20 protein-coding genes are annotated in these 21,520 nt (G+C 61.9%); 8 read left to right on the forward strand and 12 right to left on the reverse strand.

Annotated elements, in window-relative coordinates:
• Positions 1-232: 232 nt before the first annotated feature.
• From ACLEJR_RS12775 to ACLEJR_RS12790, 4 genes are all read right to left on the reverse strand, one after another.
• A complete protein-coding gene (locus tag ACLEJR_RS12775; RefSeq protein ID WP_440814383.1) occupies positions 233-3,958 on the reverse strand; it encodes a calcium-binding protein in 3,726 nt (1,241 codons plus the stop codon).
• 139 nt (positions 3,959-4,097) lie between these two features.
• The gene (locus ACLEJR_RS12780) at positions 4,098-4,727 is read right to left on the reverse strand and encodes a LysE family translocator (protein WP_440814385.1); all 630 of its coding nucleotides are present in this window, start codon (positions 4,725-4,727) and stop codon (positions 4,098-4,100) included.
• Between the two features lie 64 nt (positions 4,728-4,791).
• Positions 4,792-6,141, reverse strand: coding sequence for an NCS2 family permease (locus tag ACLEJR_RS12785; RefSeq protein WP_440794358.1), 1,350 nt, complete (start codon positions 6,139-6,141; stop codon positions 4,792-4,794).
• A 337-nt stretch (positions 6,142-6,478) separates the two neighbouring features.
• Complete coding sequence (locus ACLEJR_RS12790) at positions 6,479-6,910, reverse strand: MarR family winged helix-turn-helix transcriptional regulator (protein WP_440794356.1); 432 nt, start codon at positions 6,908-6,910, stop codon at positions 6,479-6,481.
• A gap of 80 nt (positions 6,911-6,990) precedes the next feature.
• On the opposite strand from ACLEJR_RS12790, the gene ACLEJR_RS12795 reads away from it, so the two are divergent.
• Positions 6,991-8,157 (forward strand): PLP-dependent aminotransferase family protein, encoded by a 1,167-nt coding sequence (locus ACLEJR_RS12795; RefSeq protein ID WP_440814388.1) that lies wholly within the window; start codon positions 6,991-6,993, stop codon positions 8,155-8,157.
• A 151-nt stretch (positions 8,158-8,308) separates the two neighbouring features.
• Here ACLEJR_RS12795 and ACLEJR_RS12800 read toward each other — a convergent pair whose 3' ends face one another.
• From ACLEJR_RS12800 to ACLEJR_RS12820, 5 genes are all read right to left on the reverse strand, one after another.
• Positions 8,309-8,680 carry a glutathione S-transferase N-terminal domain-containing protein gene (locus tag ACLEJR_RS12800; RefSeq protein WP_440794353.1) on the reverse strand — a complete coding sequence of 124 codons (372 nt, stop codon included), beginning with the start codon at positions 8,678-8,680 and terminating at the stop codon, positions 8,309-8,311.
• Between the two features lie 103 nt (positions 8,681-8,783).
• Complete coding sequence (folE, locus tag ACLEJR_RS12805; protein ID WP_072431607.1) at positions 8,784-9,329, reverse strand: GTP cyclohydrolase I FolE; 546 nt, start codon at positions 9,327-9,329, stop codon at positions 8,784-8,786.
• Between the two features lie 77 nt (positions 9,330-9,406).
• Entirely contained in the window at positions 9,407-9,964 is a 558-nt protein-coding gene (locus ACLEJR_RS12810; protein ID WP_440814390.1) for a Smr/MutS family protein, read from the reverse strand.
• Positions 9,965-10,038: 74 nt separating this feature from the next.
• Complete coding sequence (locus ACLEJR_RS12815; protein ID WP_440794349.1) at positions 10,039-10,359, reverse strand: hypothetical protein; 321 nt, start codon at positions 10,357-10,359, stop codon at positions 10,039-10,041.
• A 295-nt stretch (positions 10,360-10,654) separates the two neighbouring features.
• The gene (locus ACLEJR_RS12820) at positions 10,655-11,245 is read right to left on the reverse strand and encodes a cysteine hydrolase family protein (RefSeq protein WP_440794348.1); all 591 of its coding nucleotides are present in this window, start codon (positions 11,243-11,245) and stop codon (positions 10,655-10,657) included.
• 254 nt (positions 11,246-11,499) lie between these two features.
• Between ACLEJR_RS12820 and prmB the strand changes: the two genes are divergently transcribed.
• A complete protein-coding gene (prmB, locus tag ACLEJR_RS12825) occupies positions 11,500-12,408 on the forward strand; it encodes a 50S ribosomal protein L3 N(5)-glutamine methyltransferase (RefSeq protein ID WP_440814393.1) in 909 nt (302 codons plus the stop codon).
• Positions 12,409-12,591: 183 nt separating this feature from the next.
• On the opposite strand, the gene ACLEJR_RS12830 is transcribed toward prmB, so the two are convergent.
• Positions 12,592-13,380 (reverse strand): hypothetical protein, encoded by a 789-nt coding sequence (locus ACLEJR_RS12830; protein ID WP_440794345.1) that lies wholly within the window; start codon positions 13,378-13,380, stop codon positions 12,592-12,594.
• A gap of 99 nt (positions 13,381-13,479) precedes the next feature.
• Complete coding sequence (locus ACLEJR_RS12835; protein WP_440814581.1) at positions 13,480-14,433, reverse strand: alpha/beta hydrolase; 954 nt, start codon at positions 14,431-14,433, stop codon at positions 13,480-13,482.
• A 126-nt stretch (positions 14,434-14,559) separates the two neighbouring features.
• Here ACLEJR_RS12835 and aroC point away from each other — a divergent pair, with 126 nt between their 5' ends.
• The 3 genes from aroC to ACLEJR_RS12850 are packed head-to-tail and all read left to right on the forward strand — an operon-like array spanning position 14,560 to position 17,411.
• Positions 14,560-15,651 (forward strand): chorismate synthase, encoded by a 1,092-nt coding sequence (gene aroC / locus ACLEJR_RS12840; RefSeq protein WP_440814395.1) that lies wholly within the window; start codon positions 14,560-14,562, stop codon positions 15,649-15,651.
• Between the two features lie 34 nt (positions 15,652-15,685).
• Positions 15,686-16,831, forward strand: a complete 1,146-nt coding sequence (locus ACLEJR_RS12845) for an MFS transporter (RefSeq protein ID WP_440814396.1) — start codon at positions 15,686-15,688, stop codon at positions 16,829-16,831.
• 34 nt (positions 16,832-16,865) lie between these two features.
• The gene (locus ACLEJR_RS12850) at positions 16,866-17,411 is read left to right on the forward strand and encodes a 1,2-dihydroxy-3-keto-5-methylthiopentene dioxygenase (RefSeq protein WP_440814399.1); all 546 of its coding nucleotides are present in this window, start codon (positions 16,866-16,868) and stop codon (positions 17,409-17,411) included.
• Between the two features lie 249 nt (positions 17,412-17,660).
• Here ACLEJR_RS12850 and ACLEJR_RS12855 read toward each other — a convergent pair whose 3' ends face one another.
• Positions 17,661-17,939 (reverse strand): DUF3509 domain-containing protein, encoded by a 279-nt coding sequence (locus ACLEJR_RS12855; RefSeq protein ID WP_053149889.1) that lies wholly within the window; start codon positions 17,937-17,939, stop codon positions 17,661-17,663.
• A 359-nt stretch (positions 17,940-18,298) separates the two neighbouring features.
• Here ACLEJR_RS12855 and ACLEJR_RS12860 point away from each other — a divergent pair, with 359 nt between their 5' ends.
• The 3 genes from ACLEJR_RS12860 to ACLEJR_RS12870 all read left to right on the forward strand — a co-directional run bounded on the left by ACLEJR_RS12860 (position 18,299) and on the right by ACLEJR_RS12870 (position 21,466).
• Positions 18,299-20,125 carry a long-chain-acyl-CoA synthetase gene (locus ACLEJR_RS12860; protein ID WP_440814401.1) on the forward strand — a complete coding sequence of 609 codons (1,827 nt, stop codon included), beginning with the start codon at positions 18,299-18,301 and terminating at the stop codon, positions 20,123-20,125.
• A gap of 94 nt (positions 20,126-20,219) precedes the next feature.
• A complete protein-coding gene (locus tag ACLEJR_RS12865; protein WP_440794335.1) occupies positions 20,220-20,738 on the forward strand; it encodes an ankyrin repeat domain-containing protein in 519 nt (172 codons plus the stop codon).
• 197 nt (positions 20,739-20,935) lie between these two features.
• Positions 20,936-21,466, forward strand: a complete 531-nt coding sequence (locus ACLEJR_RS12870) for a hypothetical protein (RefSeq protein ID WP_440814403.1) — start codon at positions 20,936-20,938, stop codon at positions 21,464-21,466.
• Positions 21,467-21,520 lie beyond the last annotated feature (54 nt).

The raw sequence follows: 21,520 nt of genomic DNA on the forward strand, positions 1-21,520 counted from the left end.
GGGTAATGTCGGGGCCTGCGTATCGCGCGGGCTGTGGGGCGTCTCGGTGGGCACCGTGGGCCGAATAGGGCGTTTTGGACTCATGAAATGTGTCTGCTCCTGGATTGAAAAATGATCGAGCCTGCGGCCTGTCGCGCTGACAGGCCGCGGTCTTGAAGATGTTCAATGAAAAGGCGCAGGCGGGTGCGTTACATAGATATGCCGTTCGAACGAACCTTTCGTAAGACGCGCCTCAGGGCTGGGAATGTCCTGGCAGCACTTCATCCAGCGCCCGAACCCAGGTGGAATAAGGGAGTTGCTGGCCGAATGTCGGGCTCAGGCTGACGGCGTAGGCCAACATCAGCGACTTGCTCAGCGTAAAGCCCTCTACCAGTTTCACGCACTGTTCCCGCAGTAGGCGCAGTGCATTGTCGTCCAAAGGTGGGTGCTGGCTGAGGCCTTCGCGGACGAGGTCCTGATAGATCTCGAGATGGTGGTCGCACAGCTCGGTCTTTTTCAGCTGATGCGCCCTGATGACCCGGGAGGGTTGTGTATCGAGGCGCCATTGACGTGACTTGAGGTGATAGCTCAAGGTGCCGGATGAGCCGTCCTTGACGGCCATATGTGAGACTTTCAAGGATTCGGCCGTGACCTTGGCCAGCTCCGGTGGCCAAGCGTCGACGTCGATCATGGGCGCCAGGTAGCGGCCATCCAGCGATTCTACGTAGACCCGCTCGAACAGGCTGTCGACCTCATAGACGACACCTTGCGCCGTAATCACCCGTATCCGGTCGACCAGGTCCTGCGCCCCATAGGCAGGGAGATAGATGACCGTTGCGCCGATGTGCAGTCGGTTGGAGACCAGGGTGATCCGGACCGGGCCGAGGGCCGTGGCGTCGAGTTCCCAGGTGGAGGCGTGGGGCAAGCGGGGTTTGGCACTGGCCAGGGCGCCGGGCGTGGACAGGCGCAGCGTCATGTTCGGGCTCAGGTGGACAAGGTACGTCGCGCCCTGGCCGATCAGGACTTCGACACCGCTCTGTTGCACAGAGGCCGTGAGCTTGGCGCAGGTCGCTCGCTGGCCCATGTAATGCGGCTTCTTATCCAGCGGTTGGAGGTAGGCATAGCGCTTTCGAGTGGGCGTGAGCGCCTCGGGCGCTTCGGTCGTCCAGCTCACCGGAGCTTTGTCGATGAAGCGCTTGTCCAGCAACAGGCCGTAGTCGGGAGCGGGCTGAGCCAAGCGGTAGGACGTGCCGTCATTCATGACCAGGATGAACACATGCTGGGACACCAGGGCGGAAAAGGCCCGGCGCCCGGTGGGCTTTATTCGTGCGGTGTAGCGCTCATCGGAACTGGCCAGGTTGTTCAGCACGACCCGCCGTTCGCCGAAGTGCAGCGTCAGCCCACATTCGCCGTATCGGACGCTGTCGCCTTCGTCTTCCTGAGTGACATGGGCATTGTAGTGGGCGTCGATCCGGGTCAGTTCGGCGCGGGTGTAGTCCAGATGAAGGGTGGTGGACCGGTCACTTTTCTGCTTGACGTTCAGGGTGGTGAGTTCGACCAGGCGGGACACATAATGGCTCGTGTCTCGGTCGTGGGCGATCGAGACCTCGCTGCGATCGTTGAGGATGCTCGGGTTCCGCGGTGTGCCCTGTTGCACCATGATGGCTTCTACGGCAAGCCGGTGGTCATCCTCGATGCTGTCGGGCAGGTCGGGCACCCAATGAAAGCCGTCCTGGGTGATGAAGGTCAGCTTGCTGTTTTGCAGTGCTCTTGGGTAGGCGGTGTCGCTGTAGACGTGGTTGACGGTCACGGTGCGAACATCCCAGTCGTTCGCATCGAAGCAGGCCGTCATCACCAGGTTGCCGGCTTCGATGGCCCAGCTTTCAATCAGGTCCGCGCGCCAGTCCAGCGCGATGACACTGTGGTCTGCGCCATCTTCGCTGATCGAGACATGGCCGGGGCGATGGGCGATGGCATAGACGTCAGCCCCCGGGCCGCCATCTGCGTTGCGGTTGCTGCCGCCGAGGATGTGAATCCGGTCATCGCCGGCGCCGGCTTCGATGGAGTCGTGGCCGCGGGACTTCAATATGTTCGAGCCGGCCGTTCCCTTGATGACGCTGGTTCCGCCTTCGAGGATTTCGACGTGTTCGATGCTGTCCAGGACGGTCGGGCGGTAGGCGCCACTCGCGGCTTCAGGCGCTTGCTCGATGACGCTGACTCGCCCGGCGGCGAGATCGACGTGATACCCCAGTCGCGGCGCCTGGGGGTTGCTGTTGCGGCCGGCCAATATCAGCGTGTCGCTGCCTGCGCCGCCCACCAGGCGATTGGGCGAGGGCGCCGGCTCTGGCGCGACGATTTCTGGCAAACCCTCGAAAATGAACACGTCATCTTTCGCGCCGCCGGTCAGCGCTTTGATACCGCTGCCGTAATGGAACACGTTCGGCTTGTTTTCGGCGCCCAGGAGGGTGTCGTTGCCACCGCCGATGTACCAATGAATGCCCTTATGGTCCGCCGCCGCTTCAATAACGGCGCCGGGGGTTTGCTCGGTGACACCGTTGCGTGCGTCGATTGTGTCATCGCTGTCCTTGATTCGCGGGCGCACGGTCGTCGCTTGCTGGCGTTCGCCGGTCCACCAGTTCCAGGTGCTGTAGGTTACCCGTTCGAGTTCTACGGTGAAGTTGCCGTTCACGATCGCTTCGGTGCTGTCTTTCAACGGTCCCCTGAGCAGGTTCAGGGCGTTGGCCCGCAGCCGCCGGGTGTGCTCGGCGGTGGCCTTGGCGACGAGATAGCGATCGCGGATGTCGTCATCCGGGCTGATCATCCAGAAGGCGAACCAGCCCGTGCGCAGGCGTTCATGCACGGTGAGTTGCAGGTAGTCGTCGATTTCATCGACTTGACGGATGGCGCCCCAGACCTGTGAACCGACCACCAGGATCAGCCCTGCCGCCAGGCCCGCGGGACCGGCCGAGGTGAACCCTGCCAACGCGGCGACACCGAGGGTCACGGCCATGGCGGCACTGGTGACGCTCAAGGCGGCGCTGACGTAATGATCGGTGGCTTCCCGGCCGGTGGCGGTGGCGGCGGCCTTGAAGGCATCGACGGCGGCGATGATGTCGAAAGGCAGGGTCAGCACGCTGGCGATCAGGCCGCTGCCACGGGCCAGCCGGATGGCGAACGTGGTCTTGCCGAAATCCCCCAGCGAGCGCTGGCCCGCCTTGATCATCTGGGTGGCTTGCCGGGTCACCAGCGCCTCGACGCCGATGGACGCCACCTCGGCGCTCAGGCTGGCGCCGTTGAACAGCGTCTGGTAAGCGTCCTGGTCGCGGATGGCGTCTTGCAGACCGCGCAGGCCGCTGTAGATACCGAAGGCCTGGAGACCCAGACCGGTAGGAATGAGTACGTGGCTCTTGGCCTGGTTCAACCAGCTCAGTGACTGTTGTGCCAAGCCACGGCTGTCGAGGTTCTGGGCCAGTTTCAAGAGCCTGTCCAGCGTATTCCGGTAACTGCCCGGCTCAGCCTGGGTTTGCCGAGGTTGTCGCAGCAATGGGCGCGCGGCCCGGGACCGCAGGCTTGCCATTTCGAAGAGCAGGGTGGGCAGGCGATAGTCGTCGGCATCGGTGGTGTGTGTCAGGCGGGTTTCGATGGCATCCGGGTTGAGCTGCAATGAGTCCAGGAAGAAGCGGCTGGGGATGCGAAAGAAAGTGTTGTCGCCATTCAGCGGCTGCCCATCGGTCGTCGCGCCCAGTGCATCCAGGGCCGAACGAGTGACGGCCACGGAGCCGATGTGGAGCGGGCCATAAAGTTGATCGACGACCTTGAGCTGGGCGCGTCTGTGGGTGTGTTCGGGGCTGGGCGGCGCCTTATCGGGCACTCGGAAATCGAGTGTCGCGGGGGTGTGTTCATTGGTGTGCAGACCCAGGTCCGTGACGACGACACCGTGGTCGTCAGGAGCAAAGGGGGGTGGTGTAACCTCGGCCATGATGAACTTCCTTGTTCAACGGTACGTGAAATGGCCTTCTATCTAAGGTGTTTTCCCCTGAGGTGTATATCGATGGGTTGTTGCCACGTTTTGCCAAGGCCGGGGCTCGAAAGCTCAGGCCACTGGTGGCAATCGATGCTCAGTGGGCGGACATCAGCGATGCCGCGCCCGCGCCGCCGAACAGGCCGGCGCTGATCCGGTTGAACCAGCTCTGGCCCCTGCCGGTGCGCAGATAGCGCGCCGCGCCGTGGGCGCCGAGGCCGTAGGCCAGCTTGCAGAGCAGGTCGAGGACGGTCCAGGTGGCGATCATGATCGACAGTTGTGGCAGGAACGGCTGCTGGGCGCTCAAAAACTGCGGCAGGAACGCGGCGAAGAACAGGATGTCCTTGGGGTTGCTGGCGCCCAGCACGAACGCCCGCCCGAACAGCGCGCGAAACCGCGGGACGGCGGCGGCCTGGGGCACTTCGGCGCCCTGGGCGGGTTGGCGCGATTGCTGCCAGCTCTGCCAGGCCAGGTAGAACAGGTACAGCGCCCCGAGGATCTTCAGTGCACTGAACAGTTTTTCCGAGGCCAGTAGCAAGGCACCGAGCCCCAGGGCCGAAGCGCTCAGCAGGCAGATCGAGGCGAACACGCCGCCGAGAAACGCCGGATACGAACGACGCAGGCCGTAGTTCAGGCTGTTGCCGATCATCAACAGCGACAGTGGGCCGGGGATGAGGATCACCACCAGGGCTGCACCGCTGAACAACAGCCAGGTTTCCAGATTCATTGCTTTGCTCCTGATAGACAAAAGCCTCACCCGGCGGGGTGAGGCGGATGAAACCGTGGATCGCTTACAAGAAGATGAACTTGGCGATGAAAATCGCGCAGAGCACCCACAGGCTGACGGAAATTTCCTTGCGCTTGCCGGTGCCGGCCTTGAGTACCACGTAGGTGATGAATCCCAGTGCGATACCGTCGGCTACCGAGAACGTCAGGGGCATCATGATGGCCGTGACAATGGCCGGGATGCTGTCGGTCGCTTCGTCCCATTCGATGTGGGCCATGCCGCCCATCATCAGCATGGCGACGTAGATCAGCGCCCCGGCAGTGGCATAGGCGGGGATCATCCCGGCCAGCGGCGCGAAAAACATGGCGGCAATAAATAGCACACCGACGGTCACGGCGGTAAGCCCCGTACGACCACCCGCGGCGACACCGGCGGCGCTTTCCACGTAGCTGGTCACCGGCGGCACGCCGACCATGGCGCCAAAGACGCTGGAGGCGCTGTCGGCCTTCAAGGCGCGGGACAGGTTTTCGATCTTGCCATCGGGCTTGACCAGCCCGGCGCGCTGGGCCACGCCCATCAAGGTGCCGGCGGTGTCGAACATGTGCACGAACAGGAACGCCAGCACCACGCTGATCATGCTGACATTGAACACGCCGGCCACGTCCATCGCCATCCAGGTCGGCGCCAGGCTCGGAGGCGTCGACAGCACGCCGTTGTACTGCACCAGGCCCAGGCCCCAACCGGCCAGGGTGACGGCGATAATGCTGATCAGGATCGCGCCGAATACCCGGTGATAGCTCAGCACGGCGATCATCAGGAAACACACGGCGGCCAACAGCGGACCGGGCTCACGCAGCGAACCAAGCCTGATCAGGGTGGCGGGGCTGTCGACGATGATACCGGCGGTCTTCAGGCCGATCAGTCCAAGAAACAACCCGACCCCGGCGCCCATGGCGAACCGCAGGCTCACCGGAATGCTGTTGAGCAGCCACTCCCGGACCCGCGAGAGAGTCAGGACCATGAACAGCACTCCGGAAACGAACACCGCGCCAAGGGCGGTTTCCCAGTGGTAGCCCATGGTGCCGACCACGGTGTAGGTGAAGAAGGCGTTCAGGCCCATGCCCGGCGCCAGGCCCACCGGCCAGTTGGCGTACAAGCCCATCAACAGGCAGCCCAGGGCGGCGGCGATGCAGGTGGCGACGAATGCGGCGCCATGGTCGATACCGGCGTCGGCCATGATGTTGGGGTTGACGAAGATGATGTAGGCCATGGTGATGAAGGTCGTCAGGCCGGCAATCATCTCGGTCTTCACCGTGGTGCCATGCAAGCTGAGTTTGAAGAGGCGTTCCAGCCAGCCACTGCGAAGGGGCGGCGAAAGGTCCAGCGGCTGGGCTTCGGGTTTGCGGCTTTCCACAGCGAGTACTCCTCAAGAGTTTTATTGTTATTTCCAGCGCCGCACGCCCTGAGGCTGGTTGCGAGGCTTTGAGGCAGGTAAGGCTGGCGAAGTTGTTGACCGTATGGTCAGGAACTCGCACGAAACGAATTATGCTTTTGTATACAAATAAAGCAAATAATGTTTTTCGTTTTGTGGACGGAATGTTGGGCGATAGGGATATATCGGCCTTGAGGAAGTCATCGCGAGCAGGCTCGCTCCCACAGAGGACTGTAGTGGCTGAAGAATTTGTATCCGACGACGCTATCCTGTGGGAGCGAGCCCGCTCGCGATAGCGTCAGCCCAGGCAACCTCTGACCTAAGCCTTCCCCAACCCCAGGTTCACCGCCAACCACCCATTCACCGCCTCTTCCCCAGCCTCGGCAAACACCCGCTCCAGCAATTTCACCTGCTCACGCCGCAATGCCTGTTCGAACCGCTCGCCCTCGGCCGTCAGCTCCAACAAGCGCTTGCGCTTGTCAGTCTCGGAGGCAACGCTGTTCACCAAGTGCATTTCCATCAACTGGCGCAACGGCATGTTCAGCGCCTGTTTGCTCACGCCCAGCAGCGCCAGCAGTTCTTTCACGCTCAAGGATGGGTAGCGGGCGATGAAAAACACGATGCGCTGGTGCACCCGACTCAACCCACGGCGCTCCAGCATTTCATCGGCCTTGGCGGTGAACGCCTGGTAACCGAAGAAAAACGCTTCCATGGCCATTTGTTGGGATATCGGGTTTTTAAGGTCAATCATCTTGACGTATCCAGAGAGGGCGGAGTAATTTCGGTCAACCAGTTTGACTCATTATTCCCGCGACCGGCTACAGGTGACCCATGGCTTTTTCCGAACGTGTCTCGCGCCTCAAAAGTTCTCTGATTCGAGAAATCCTCGCGGCGGCGCAGCGCCCCGAGGTGATGTCGTTCGCCGGTGGCCTGCCGGCCGAGGCCATGCTGCCGAAAGTGCAGTGGGAAGACATGCCGCTGTCCATGGGCCAATACGGCATGAGCGAAGGCGAGCCGGCGCTGCGCGAAGCCTTGGCGGCGCAGGCGCGTTCATTGGGACTGGCCTGTGAGGCGAGCCAAGTGCTGGTGGTCAGTGGCTCCCAGCAAACCCTCGATCTGGCGGCGAAGCTGCACATCGATGTCGGTACCGAAATCATGCTGGAAGCGCCCACGTACCTGGCGGCGTTGCAGATTTTCCAACTGTTCGGCGCCGATTGCATCACGGTGCCCTTGGAAGCCGACGGTCCTGACCTGCAACAGCTGCGGGCCCGATTGGAGCGTCATCGCCCGGCATTCATCTACCTGATCCCGACGTTCCAGAATCCCTCGGCGGTGCGCTACAGCGAAGCCAAGCGCGATGCAGTCGCCGCCTTGCTGGATGAGTTCGGTGTCACCCTGATCGAAGACGAACCCTACCGCGAGCTGACGTTCGATGGCGCCAGCGCCACGCCGATCACCAGTCGCTTGAAGAAGGCCAGTTGGATCTACACCGGTACTGTGTCGAAAACCCTGTTGCCGGGGCTAAGGGTCGGTTATCTGATTGCCAGCCCGGACTTGTTCCCGCACCTGCTGCGGCTCAAGCAGTCGGCGGACTTGCACACCAATCGCATCGGCCAATGGCAGGCGTTGCAATGGATCGGGACCGAACAGTACCGAAGCCATTTGAGTGAACTCAGGGATTTCTACCGGGAACGGCGCGACCGCTTCCAGGCCGCGCTGCACAAGCACTTTCATGACATCGCGGACTGGAACGTGCCCCAGGGCGGGCTGTTTTTCTGGCTGACCCTCAAGCAACCCCTGGACACCCGCACCCTGCTCGCCGCAGCGCTGGCGGCCGATGTGGCGTTCATGCCGGGCGAGCCGTTCTTCCCCGAGCCGGACAAGCACCCCGGGCATCTGCGCTTGAACTTCAGTCACATCGATCCGGCGCGACTGGATGAAGGGCTCAAGCGGCTGGCGGGAGTAGTGCGGGAGGCTCTGGCGGCAGAGGCGGCTTGATATCAGGCCTTGTGGTGGCTATCCGCGCCCCATCGCGAGCAGGCTCGCTTCCACAGGGTTTTGGGGCACGTCTTGATAAGCTGGACGATCACAGTCCCAGTGTGGGAGCGAGCTTGCTCGCGATGAGGCCAGTAGCGACACCGGACAATTGTCAGATTGCCGCGAACCGCTTATCCAGATAATCAATGATCACCTTGGACTCATACATCCAGGTGGTCTTGCCATCTTCTTCAATGCGCAGGCAGGGCACCTTGATCTTGCCGCCTTGCTCCAGCAACGTCTGGCGATCCTGCTGGTTGTTTTTCGCATCGCGCAGGGCCACCGGCACGTTGAGGCGACGCAAAGTGCGGCGGGTCTTCACGCAGAACGGGCAGGCATGGAACTGATAGAGCGTCAGGCTGCGGGCTGCCTGGTCGACCTGCGCCTGGGCATCGGCCGGACGCTGCTTTTTGCTCGGGCGGGTAATGAAATCGATGAGGATGATCAGCTGGCCCAGGCCAACCCGAAGTGCTTTGACGATCACGGAACAAGCCTCGCGGCAGGGAAGAAGAGGGCGCGCAGCTTACCTGATTTTTCACCGGCGAAAAAAAACCGGCGATGGATGCCGGTTTTTCTCGAGCGACAGTTTACTTGATGAGACTGAGGAACTCGCTGCGGGTCGCGGCGTTTTCACGGAATTCACCGAGCATCACCGAGGTGATCATCGAAGAGTTCTGCTTTTCCACACCGCGCATCATCATGCACATGTGCTTGGCCTCGATCACCACCGCCACGCCCAGGGCGCCGGTCACCTGCTGGACCGCGTCGGCGATCTGGCGGCTGAGGTTTTCCTGGATCTGCAGGCGCCGGGCATACATGTCGACGATCCGCGCGACTTTCGACAGCCCCAGCACCTTGCCGCTCGGGATGTAGGCCACGTGGGCCTTGCCGATGAAAGGCAACAGGTGGTGCTCGCACAGCGAGTACAACTCGATGTCCTTGACCAGCACCATTTCGCTGTTGTCGGAACTGAACAAGGCACCGTTGGTGACTTCTTCCAGGGTCTGCCCGTAACCACGGCAGAGGTACTGCATGGCCTTGGCAGCGCGCTTGGGCGTGTCGAGCAGGCCCTCGCGGGAAACGTCCTCGCCCAGTTGGCCGAGAATCGCGGTGTAATTCTGTTCCAGAGACATGAAACTACCTGTGGGATTTTACGCAAAGGGCAAGGGTACGGTGGCGGACACGGCGCTGCAAGCTCGGCAATCGTCGGCTACTCGTCGCGGCCTTCCATCATGGTGCGCTTGAGCATCACGTACACCGCCCCGGCGCCGCCGTGTTTCGCCTGGCAGGAGGCGAAGCCCAGCACTTGAGGGTGCTGGCGCAGCCAGGTGTTGACGTGGCTCTTGATCATCGGCCGCTTGCCGTCCAGTCGCACCGCCTTGCCGTGGGTGACGCGCACGCAGCGGATTTCGAACTTGGTGGCTTCGGCCAGGAATGCCCAGAGGGTTTCCCGGGCCTTTTCGACGTTCATGCCGTGCAGGTCGAGGCTGCCTTCGAAAGGGATCTGGCCAGCCTTGAGCTTGCGCATCTGGCTGTCCTGGACGCCGTCACGGGCCCACATCAACTCGTCTTCGGGGCCTACGTCGATCACGAACTGGTCGGACAGGCCGTCCACGGTGGTGGCGTCGGTGCGTACGGTGGCCGCCTGGCGCAGCTTGGCGATCTGGGCGCGATCGGCCTTGGGTTTGCCGGTCTCGGCGCGATCGTGTTTGATCGGTTTAACACCCTGTATCGCACTTTTGAACAGGGAAAAATCGTCGTCTTGCATGTCAGCCTCCGCGAAGGCCGGCCAGTTTACCCAACTCCAGCGGGATCAGGCGCGACAAAACGTCGGATGGTGGGTCAGTCGTGCTTTTTCATCAGGTGCGGAGCCATCGCCAGCTCCAGGGATTGGCGGGCGCGACGGCGGCAGCGGCGCCATAGCCAGACGCCCAGCCACAGCACCAGCAGGCCGACCACCAGGATGATGGTCGAACCGACCGGGGTGGCGTTCAAGTCGCCCAGGGCAGGGGGGCGGCCCAGCAGGCTGGCGGCACCGGCCATGGCCAGTAGCACACCGAGCGTTGCCAACAGCGCAGCGATCGCCGCGCCGATACGAAACCGCCAGTTGCTCTGGCCTTTGGGCCGCAACCGACGTGCGTCAAAACCATCGGATAACTTCATTCCGACCTTCCTCAATGGGTATCGGCCCTTCGACCGGAAGATGTTCGGGTTGTTCCTGAGGCTAGTGTCCTGTTTCGCTAATACGTTTTTTTTTTGACGAGTGGCTGTTGTCGTCAGGCAAGGCGCCGCGACGAGTCATAGCCCGCTATGGCGAGGAGCGGCAACGCAGCATGACGGCAACAGACGCCGTCAAAAAAGAACAGTATTTGTGATACAGGACACCAGGGCAATTGCCGCGAGTGAGAGGCTTTTGCGGATGAGCGGCTCCAGTTGCCGCTCACCGAGGATGATCGGATCAAATCAGGTCGTGCGTCAGGGCCAGGGTGGCGAAGTTGTCCGCCATGATCGCCATCTCGGTCTGGTGCACGTGTTCGGCGCTGAGCACGCCGCCCTTGTGCGGCAGGTCGCGGGTGGCGCAGGCGTCTTCCACAAGGGTGCAGCGAAAGCCCAGGTTCTTGGCGGCGCGCACGGTGGTGCTGACGCTGGAATGGCTCATGAAGCCGCAGACAATCAGGTCCAGCGGGCCGAACTCTTCCAGACGCTTTTTCAGTTCGGTGCCGTGGAAGGCACTGGGCAACATCTTGCCGATAATGGTTTCGTCGCCCTGGGGGTCGAGGCCGGAAATGAACTCGCCGCGCTCGCCCTGTGGATCGAACAGCCCGCCATGGGTGCCCAGGTGTCGCACATGCACCACCGGCCGGCCGGCCGCACGGGCCGCGCCGAGCAATTGCTTGATGTTCGCGACGGCTGCGTCCATGCCACTCAGGGCCAGGGGACCGGCCAGGTATTCTTTCTGGGCATCGATGATGATCAGGGTCGCTTGACTCAGGTTGGCCGCTGCGTAACCGCGACCGCTGAGTTGAAACATCGTTTTTGGAACGGACATTCTGGGGCTCCTTCGGGTGGGGCTTTTGCGACATTCTCCTCTGGCTGAGCGGTTCTGTGAATCGCTTCCATTGCAGGCGCCGTCATTGCTGGCCTACAGCCTTGTCAAGATGGTCGTCCTGTTCAATAGGTCGAGCAAAAAACGGAGATTTCCTACGGTTGGGTCGGTGTTTATCTTTCATCCCGGAGCCGGGTTTGGGTGCTGTCGCGTTTGGCTGCTAGACTCGCCCGTCGATTTTTCTGGAGTTTGCCGCCGTGATCACTTCCCGCCTTCGCACCCTGCGTGACCATATCCGTTGGGCCGTCAGCCGTTTCCATGGGGAGGATCTGTTTTTCGGCCATGGCACCGACAATGCATGGGACGAAGCCCGGCAACTGGTGTTGGGTGCGCTGCATCTGCCATGGGAAATCGCCGACAGCTATCTGGACTGCCGTCTCGAAGACGAGGAGCTGGTGCATGTCCAGCGCCTGCTGCACCGGCGTATCGCCGAGCGGATCCCTACCGCCTACTTGCTGGGTGAGGCCTGGTTCTGCGGGATGTCGTTCATTGTCGATGAGCGCGTGCTGATCCCGCGCTCGCCCATCGGTGAGTTGATCGAAAAGCGTTTTGAGCCGTGGCTGGGCCAGGAGCCGGCGCGGATTCTCGACCTGTGCACCGGCTCCGGCTGCATCGGTGTTGCCTGCGCCTACGAGTTTCCCGAGGCTGAAGTGGTGCTGGCGGACCTGTCGTTCGAAGCGCTGGAAGTGGCGAACCAGAACATCGAGCGCCATGGGCTCGACGAGCGTGTGTTCACGGTGCAGGGCGATGGCTTCGAAGGTTTGCCCGGCCAGCGCTTCGACCTGATCGTGTCGAACCCGCCCTACGTCGATGCCGAGGATTTCGCCGACATGCCCCCGGAGTACCAGCACGAACCGGAACTGGGCCTGGCCTGTGGCGACGACGGCTTGAACCTGGTGCGCCGGATGCTGGCCGAAGCGGCGGATCACCTGACCGAGAAGGGCCTGTTGATCGTCGAGGTCGGCAACAGCCAGGTTCATGTCGAGGCGCTGTACCCCGAGGTGGATTTCGCCTGGCTGGAGTTCGAACGCGGCGGTCACGGCGTGTTCATGCTCAGCGCCGAACAGTGTCGCCAGCACCAGGCGTTGTTCGCTTCGCGGGTTTAGTTTACCTGGGACGGTGTGACTGCTTCGCTCTTGTGGCGAGGGAGCTTGCTCCCGCTGGGCTGCGAAGCAGCCCCAAAAGCGTCATAGCACTGTTCAAGGAAAATCGCATCGCTGGTGTTCACGATTGCTGTGCAGCCGAGCGGGAGCAAGCTCCCTCGCCACGGGGGGCAGTGAGCTCGGCTCTTAGCGCCGTGTCGCAATCCAGATCAGCAGCCCGGCCTGGAACATGGCAAAAGCCACCAGGCAGGTGATGGTGAAGCGCAGGCCGGTGTCTTCGCGCTTGAACTTGTTGACCTTCTCTTCATGCTGCTTGAGTTTGACTTCCTGTTCCGCCAGGTTCTGCTCGGCTTGTTGCAGCATCTGCGCAGCTTCGAGGATTTCCACGAACTGCAGTTTCTCGGTGTTCCAGTCCCCCACCAGATCGCCAACCTGGGCTGGCTTGATGCTGCCTTTGAGGTGCTGGGCGTCGGCGTACACCACCTCGAAGCCCTGGGCCTTGAGAAAGCGGTCACGGCGCAGACGGGTGTCTTCGTTCAGCGCGTCCTTGTTATTGAGATCCAGGCCATCGACCCGGTAGCCTGGCCAGCGCTTCTTGGCCCAGGTGATGCCCTGGGCGGCGAGAAAGCGGCCGATCCCACGGTTCAACGGCTCGACTTGCAGATTGTCCGGGGAAAAGGACAGGCACTTCTCGACGTGGTCGGCCCAGACATCCAGATGATTCTGTTCCTTGCGCACCCGCTGACCCGGCAACTGAATGCTCATGCGTAGCAGACTGTGTTCCTTGCTGTGGCGCTCGGCATAGCTGAACTCGACGAACCGCAGCGGCCGCACACCGGTGGCGCGGTCGGTCTTGAGCGGCGCCAGCCGCAGCATCTTGTGATGTTCGGCCTGCACGTCCGCCCAAGGCAACTCCACCGCTGGCGGGGCGGGCGTTTCGGTGGCAGTGTCGGGTGAAGCTTGAGTTTCGGTCATAACGGCAAAATCCTGTCCAGGCCGGCGGGTCGGCAGCCGTTGCGCTGTCCGACACCGGTTTATCGGCCGTTCTGGCCAGGACTGGAGGGTTAAAAGAGCTTAACGAGCCGTTATCGAGTCAATAAAACCCACGATCCGCTCGCCGAGCTCGGCGGCGAGGGGCAGGTTGGGGTCTTTATAAGAGGCCAGTTGCCGTTTCACGTCGTTGGGCACGATGCGCAGCACGTGGTTCATGCCCTCGATCAGCGCCAGCTCGGCGTCGGGCTTCGCGGCTTGCAACAGCCGGGCGTCATCGACGCTGACCTGGATGTCGCTACTGCCCTGGATGATCAGCGCCGGGATCTTCAGCGCCGCGAAAGCCTGGGCCGGATCCTGGCGAAACAACGAAATCAGGTACGGCTGCACGCTCGGGCGGAAGATGACTTGCAATTGCGGCGGTACATTCGGGTCGGGCCGGCCGGCCTTGAGACTGTCGAGCAGCTCATTACTGCGCAGCATCAAAGGCGGCGGCAGGCGGCTGCTCAATTGTTGGCGCAATACCTGGTCAATCGGCCGGGCGCTGCCGGACAGCGAAATGATCGCCGCCGCGTTCGCCTGCGGTGCGGCAAGGCTGGCAATCAGCGCGCCTTCGCTGTGGCCCAGCAGGATCAACGGGCCGAGTCTCGGGTCGGCCGCGAGCTTGCGACTCCAGGCAACGGCATCGTTGACGTAGGCCTCGACGCTCAGGTTGCGTTCGTCCGGGGTCGCCGCCAGGCTGGTCGCCACGCCGCGCTTGTCATAGCGCACGCTGGCGATATTGTGCCGGGCCAGGACCCAGGCCAGGCGCTTGAGGCTGTCATTGCGCCCGCCCTCGGGGTTGTTTCCGTCACGATCCGTAGGACCCGACCCGGAAATGATCAGGACAACCGGCACCGGCCTGTCGGACTTGGGCAGCAATAGCGAGCCGTGCAGCTCGCCGCTGCCAGTGTCGAGGCTGATGGGACGTTGCAGAACGGTGGCCTGGGCCAGGCCGGTAAAGAGGGTAAGGCACAGGACAAGCAGCTTTAACATCATCAGGCCGTGAGTTGCGAAGGTGCCGGTTGGACTGGCGGGCATCGAGAAGGTTCGAGGATGAACTACGCGGGGAGGCTGCGTATACTGGCGGCCATTACGAATCGGCGAATTCACGGAGCACCCTGCATGTCCGGCAATACCTACGGCAAGCTGTTCACTGTCACCACCGCGGGCGAAAGCCATGGCCCGGCGTTGGTCGCCATTGTCGACGGCTGCCCGCCGGGCCTGGAGATTTCCCTGGAGGACCTGCAGCGCGACCTGGACCGCCGCAAGCCCGGCACCAGCCGTCACACCACCCAGCGCCAGGAAGCCGATGAAGTCGAAATCCTTTCCGGCGTGTTCGAAGGCCGCACCACCGGCTGCGCCATCGGCCTGTTGATTCGCAACACCGACCAGAAGTCCAAGGACTACTCGGCGATCAAGGATCTGTTCCGTCCAGCCCACGCCGACTACACCTACCACCACAAGTACGGCGAGCGCGACTACCGTGGCGGCGGCCGCAGTTCGGCCCGGGAAACCGCCATGCGCGTGGCAGCCGGGGCGATTGCCAAGAAATACCTGGCCAGCCAGGGCATCCTGATTCGTGGCTACATGAGCCAGCTGGGCCCTATCGAAATCCCGTTCAAGACCTGGGATTCGGTGGAGCAGAACGCATTTTTCTGCCCCGATCCAGACAAGGTGCCGGAGCTGGAGACCTACATGGACCAGCTGCGCCGGGACCAGGATTCGGTCGGCGCGAAGATCACCGTCGTGGCCGAAGGTGTGATGCCAGGCCTCGGCGAGCCGATCTTCGACCGCCTCGACGCCGAACTGGCCCACGCCCTGATGAGCATCAACGCGGTGAAGGGCGTGGAGATCGGCGCCGGTTTCGCCTGCGTCGCCCAGCGTGGCACCGAGCACCGTGACGAACTGACCCCGCAAGGTTTCCTGAGCAACAATGCCGGCGGCATCCTCGGTGGCATTTCCTCGGGCCAGCCGATTGTCGCGCACCTGGCCTTGAAGCCGACCTCCAGCATCACCACGCCGGGGCGTTCCATCGACATCCAGGGCAACCCGGTGGAGGTCATCACCAAGGGCCGTCACGACCCATGCGTCGGCATTCGTGCCACGCCGATTGCCGAGGCGATGATGGCGATCGTGCTGATGGATCACCTGTTGCGTCATCGTGGCCAGAACGCCGATGTGCGGGTCGCCACGCCGGTGTTGGGTCAGCTTTGATGATTGACTGGCCGAGCGCCGTGGTCTGACGGGCATGGCGGCGTTGCCGTACTGGCGGCTTTCCAGTTTCTACCTGTTCTATTTCGCGCTGCTTGGATCGACAGCGCCATTCCTGGCGCTGTATTTCGATCATTTGGGGTTCAACGCGGCGCGCATCGGCGAGCTGGTGGCGATTCCCATGCTGATGCGCTGCGTGGCGCCGAATATCTGGGGCTGGCTGGGGGATTACACCGGCCGGCGCCTGGCGATCGTGCGCTTCGGTGCGATTTGCACGTTACTGACCTTCTCGCTGATCTTCATCCATAAGAGTTATGCCTGGCTGGCGATGGTCATGGCGTTGCATGCGTTCTTCTGGCATGCAGTGCTGCCACAGTTCGAAGTCATCACCCTGGCCCACCTGAGCGGGCAGGCCGCGCGCTACAGCCAGATCCGCCTCTGGGGCTCCATTGGTTTCATCATCACCGTGGTACTGCTGGGCCGGCTGTTCGAATGGCTGAGCCTGGACATTTACCCGATGGCGCTGGTGCTGATCATGGCCGGCATCGTTCTCGCCAGTTTCTGGGTGCCCAACGCCCAGCCGACCCAACCGCCGCGCGTGAACGGGGACGGCTTCCTGCGACAACTGCGCAGCCCCGGCGTATTGGCGTTCTACGTCTGTGTCGGCTTGATGCAGGTCAGCCACGGCCCGTATTACACCTTCCTGACCCTACACCTTGAGCGCCTGGGCTACAGCCGTGGACTGATCGGCATGCTCTGGGCTGTCGGGGTGGTGGCCGAAGTGCTGGTGTTCTTGCTGATGAGTCGGATCCTGGGGCGGTTCTCGGTGCGTCGGGTGCTGCTGGCGAGCTTTCTGCTGGCGGCGTTGCGCTGGTTGCTGCTGGGCTCGCTGGCCGAATTCCTCTGGGTCCTGCTGTTTGCCCAAGTGCTGCATGCGGCGACCTTCGGCAGCTTCCACGCCGCCGCCATTCATTTCGTACAGCGTAGCTTCGGCCCGTGCCAGCAAGGCCAGGGCCAGGCACTGTACGCGGCGCTGGCCGGCACGGGCGGGGCCTTGGGCGCGCTGTATTCCGGCTACAGCTGGAATGCGCTGGGCGCCGGTTGGACCTTCAGCCTCGCCAGCCTCGCTGCCTTTGCCGCAGCCGTTATCATTGCGACCCGTATGCAAGAGGACCGGCCATGAGCCTTCGAACCGTTAATTTGCTGGAGCCATCGTCATGAGCAGCCTGTCCGTCTACCACGTCTCAAGCCCTGACATTCCGAACAAGGTGTTGACGCATTTCGAAGACATCGTCGCGACCCTGGCCGAAAAAGGTATTCGCTTCGATCGCTGGCAAACCACCACGAAGCTCCAGCCTGGAGTGGGCCAGGATGAAGTCATTGCGGCCTACCAGGCGCAGATTGACACGCTGAAGGCTGAGCGGGGGGATGCCTCGGTCGATGTCATCGGCCTGCACAGCGAGCATCCGCAAAAAGACGAGTTGCGTGCCAGGTTCCTGAAGGAGCACAGCCATGACGGGGACGAGACGCGGTTTTTCGTCGCTGGCCGAGGCTTGTTCAGCTTGCACCTGGACGACTACGTGTATGCGGTGCTGTGTGAAAAGAACGACCTGATCACCTTGCCGGCCGGCACGCCACACTGGTTCGATGCGGGTGAACACCCGCACTTCGTGGCGATCCGCTTGCGCGATGATTCCAAGGGCTGGGAAGAGCGCTTCACCGGCGATGAAATCGCCAGCCGTTTCCCGGCTTTAGAAGACTGAAAAACTGTGGGAGCGAGCTTGCTCGCGATGAGGCCCAGCCAGTCGATATCTCCATTACTGACCCACCGCAATCGCGAGCAGGCTCGCTCCCACAGGGATTTGGGTGACGCCTTAATAAGTTGGACGCCCACAGTCCCAGTGTGGGAGCGAGCTTGCTCGCGATGAGGCCCAGTCAGTCGACATTTTCATTGACTGGCCTGACGCTATCGCGAGCAAGCTCGCTCCCACAAATCAGTATTTCCAGCCGGTTCAGGCGCTGTGATAGGTCGGCAGGGCGAAGCGATGCTGGCTTTGTAGCAGGGTGATCTGCGGCAATTCGCTGGCTTGTTCGGCCAGGTCACGGCGGATGGCGCTGATCGCCCAGGACAGTTGGTCCCCGGCGTGCAACTGGGCGTAGGAAATCGTGCGTTTGAACAGTTTGCCTTCGCTGTTGCGCAGGGTCAGCAGGATGCCGCCATCCGGGCGGGCCTGGGTGGTCACTTCGTAGTTGGAAAACAGGGATGCAAACTTCTCTTGAATCATGTTCATCGTTGAGCTCCATGGTCTTGTTGGCAAACCGTGGAGGGGGAGTTGCAGCGTCTGTGCCAGCCTCAGCTGATTATAAAAAATCCTTGAAAAACAACTAGTTATGGAAACGCCTGATTTTCGCTTTCGTGCATCTTGCATGAATGGCCATCGTGCATCCTGCATTTTGCGTGGTCGGGCGAATTTATTTGGAACCAATCGGCCCCACCGCGCTCCCGCTTCGCCTGCCTTCGGCTATGGATACAAAACATTGCAAAAACCGCGTGTACAGCCGCTCGAGCGCTGACGTACTTTTCGAGCACATTGAAGCTTCAGCCCGATAACAAGAAACCGAGACCCACGAGGTCGAGCGGGGATCTACCATGAGTCGTACACCCAGCGACGCCATCACCTGGGGCATGATGTTGCGCAAACTGCCCGCCATTGCCCGAGCCGTACCCCGCATCGTCAAGGGCATGAAACTGGCCAACGTCCAGGATCCTTCGCAGCCGTGCGGCCTGGGCTGGTGTTTCGAACAGGCCGTCCGGCGCAATCCCCACGGCCCGGCGCTGCTCTGTGACGAAACAGCGTGGAGTTATGCACAGGTCAATGAGCGCGCCAATCGCATCGCTCATTACCTGATGGCGCAGGGCATCGGCAAGGGCGACTGTGTGGCGGTGTTCATCGAGAACCGGCCCCAACTGTTGGTGACGGTACTGGCGGTGGCGAAAGTCGGCGCGGTCAGTGCCATGGTCAATACCTCGCAGACCGGTGACGCCCTGGTGCACAGCCTGGCCTTGGTCACGCCAGTGGCGGTAGTGGTGGGGGACGAGCGGGTCAGTGCCTTCAAAGACGTGCGCGGCCGAACCGCGCTGTCGAGCACCAGGACCTGGTGGGTGGCCGATCAGGACGGCACTGATGTGCCGCCGGATTTCGTCGACCTGATCAGCCACAGCGATCCGTTCCCCACGGATAACCCGGCGTCCAGCCAACAGGTTTTCTTCAACGATCCGTGTTTTTATCTCTATACCTCGGGCACCACCGGGCTGCCCAAGGCCGGCGTGTTTCGCCATGGTCGCTGGATGCGCACTTCCACCAGTTTCGGCCTGATCGCCTTGGACATGCAGCCCGACGACGTCCTTTATTGCACCTTGCCGCTCTATCACGCCACGGGCCTGTGCGTGTGCTGGGGCGCGGCGATCTGTGGCGCATCGGGATTCGCGATCCGGCGCAAATTCAGCGCCAGTCAGTTCTGGGGTGATGTACGTCGCTACCGGGCGACGACGCTGGGTTACGTCGGCGAGCTGTGCCGCTACCTGATCGACCAGCCCGCGGCTGTCGAAGACCGCCAGCACGGTGTGAAGAAAATGATCGGCAACGGCTTGCGCCCGGGGGCCTGGTCCGCGTTCAAGACGCGTTTCGGTATCGAGCATATCTGTGAACTGTACGCGGCCAGCGACGGCAATATCGGCTTTACCAATGTCCTGAATTTTGACAATACCGTGGGCTTTTCCCTGATGGGCTGGGAACTGGTGCAGTACGACCATGACAGCGGAGTACCGTTGCGCAACCTGCACGGGCGCATGCAAAAAGTCCCCAAGGGCCAACCGGGTCTGTTGTTGGCACGGATCGACGAAAAGGCGCCGCTGGACGGCTATACCGATCCGGCCAAGACCGAAAAAACCATTTATCGCGATGTCTTCACGCCGGGTGATCGCTACTTCAACACCGGCGATCTGCTGCGCAACATCGGCTTCGGCCACGGGCAGTTCGTCGACCGCCTTGGTGACACCTATCGCTGGAAAGGCGAAAACGTCTCCACCACCGAAGTGGAAAACGTCCTGCTGCAACACCCGCAAGTAGCCGAGGCGGTGGCCTATGGCGTGGAAATCAAGAACACCAATGGCCGGGCCGGCATGGCCGCGATTACCCCGGCCGAATCCCTGGCGACCCTGGATTTCAGCGAGCTTTTGCAGTTCCTGCAGGGCAGGTTGCCGCCCTATGCGGTGCCGTTGTTCCTGCGGATCAAAGTGAAAATGGACACCACTGGCACGTTCAAGTACCAGAAGACCCGTCTCAAGACTGAAGGCTTCGACCCATGCAGCTCGGGTGGGGAGCCGATCTATGCCTGGTTGCCCGGCACCGCGACCTACGTGCCGCTGGACCGGCAATTGGCGACGCAGATCCAGGGTGGGCAATGGCGTTATTGATTTTGGCTATACCGGGTACTGATAAAAAAGGGATGACAGGTTTCGGGCCGCTCGGGAAACTAGCCGCTTTGCGACGACCCGAATGGAGTTTTCAATGTCCGATACAAGCCGCCAGATGACCCCGGAAGAGGCTGCGGAATTTGCCGAGCAGGTGTTCAACGTGGCCCGCCAGGGCGACGCCGCCATGATGGCCGCGCTGCTGAGCAAAGGCCTGCCGCCGAACCTGCGTAACCACAAGGGCGACACCTTGCTGATGCTGGCCGCCTACCACGGGCATGTGGAGACGGTGAAAGTACTGCTGGAACACAAGGCCGATCCGGAAATCCGCAACGATAACGGCCAGAGCCCGATTGCCGGCGCGGCGTTCAAGGGCGACCTGGCGGTGGTCTCGGCCCTGGTGGACGGTGGCGCGCAAGTGGAAGGCGCATCCTTCGATGGCCGCACGGCGCTGATGATGGCGGCGATGTTCAATCGGGTGGAAATCGTCGATTACCTGATCGGCAAAGGTGCCGATCCGAAAGCCAAGGATGCCAATGGTGTAACGGCGCTGGATGCAGCGAAGACCATGGGTGCGGTGGATACCACGGTCCAGTTGCAGAAGTTGCTTGGCTGAGGGGCCCGCACGTAGATATCGACCAGAGCTTTTTGTGGCGAGGGAGCTTGCTCCCGCTCGGGTGCGCAGCGCCCGCAGAAAATGGGTCTGCTTCGCAGCCCAGCGGGAGCAAGCTCCCTCGCCACAGGTTCCTGACTTGAAGTATCCGATGCGCTATCCTGCGCGCCCTTGAAATTCATCCCCACAGGATCCACCCCATGAAAGCCGCACTCGTCGAACTCATCAGCAAAATCAGTTCCGGCTGCCTCGGCGAGGCTGACATCGCACGGATAGCTGACGAAGCGGCCCAGGCCTACGCCGATCCGGCGGCTTTTCTGGCCGCCAACCCGGATATCAACTACGACGACACCTTCCCGATCCCGTTGGGTGAGTGGGTGGTGGTGGGCAGCCTGCCGGACACCGTGTTGTTCCAGGCCGACAGCTACGTGGAGCTGTTCGAACAGATCGTTGCCTCGTTCGGCCCTGGCGTGGCGTTCAATCTCAAGCCCAAGCAACTGGCGAAAACCGAAGCCCTGACGGCGCTCAACCGCATTCAGATACAGATGAGCAGCCTGAACAAGGAAAACGGCGGCTACACCCTGATGAACTTCAGCCAATTACTGGACGATGAATTGCAGATGGTGCTGGTCTATGGCAATGACGTGCCGCGAGTGCTGGAGCTCAGTGCCGAAGTCGGCATCGCCGCCGCGCCAGCTTTGGAAGCCCTCAAGGTCGCGGTGCACGTTTGATGCAATAAACGGAACCCTCGCCGGGCTGCGGCTATCCTAAGGATGCCTGTCATC

This window comes from Pseudomonas sp. SMN5 (assembly GCF_052041925.1).
Taxonomy (GTDB): domain Bacteria; phylum Pseudomonadota; class Gammaproteobacteria; order Pseudomonadales; family Pseudomonadaceae; genus Aquipseudomonas.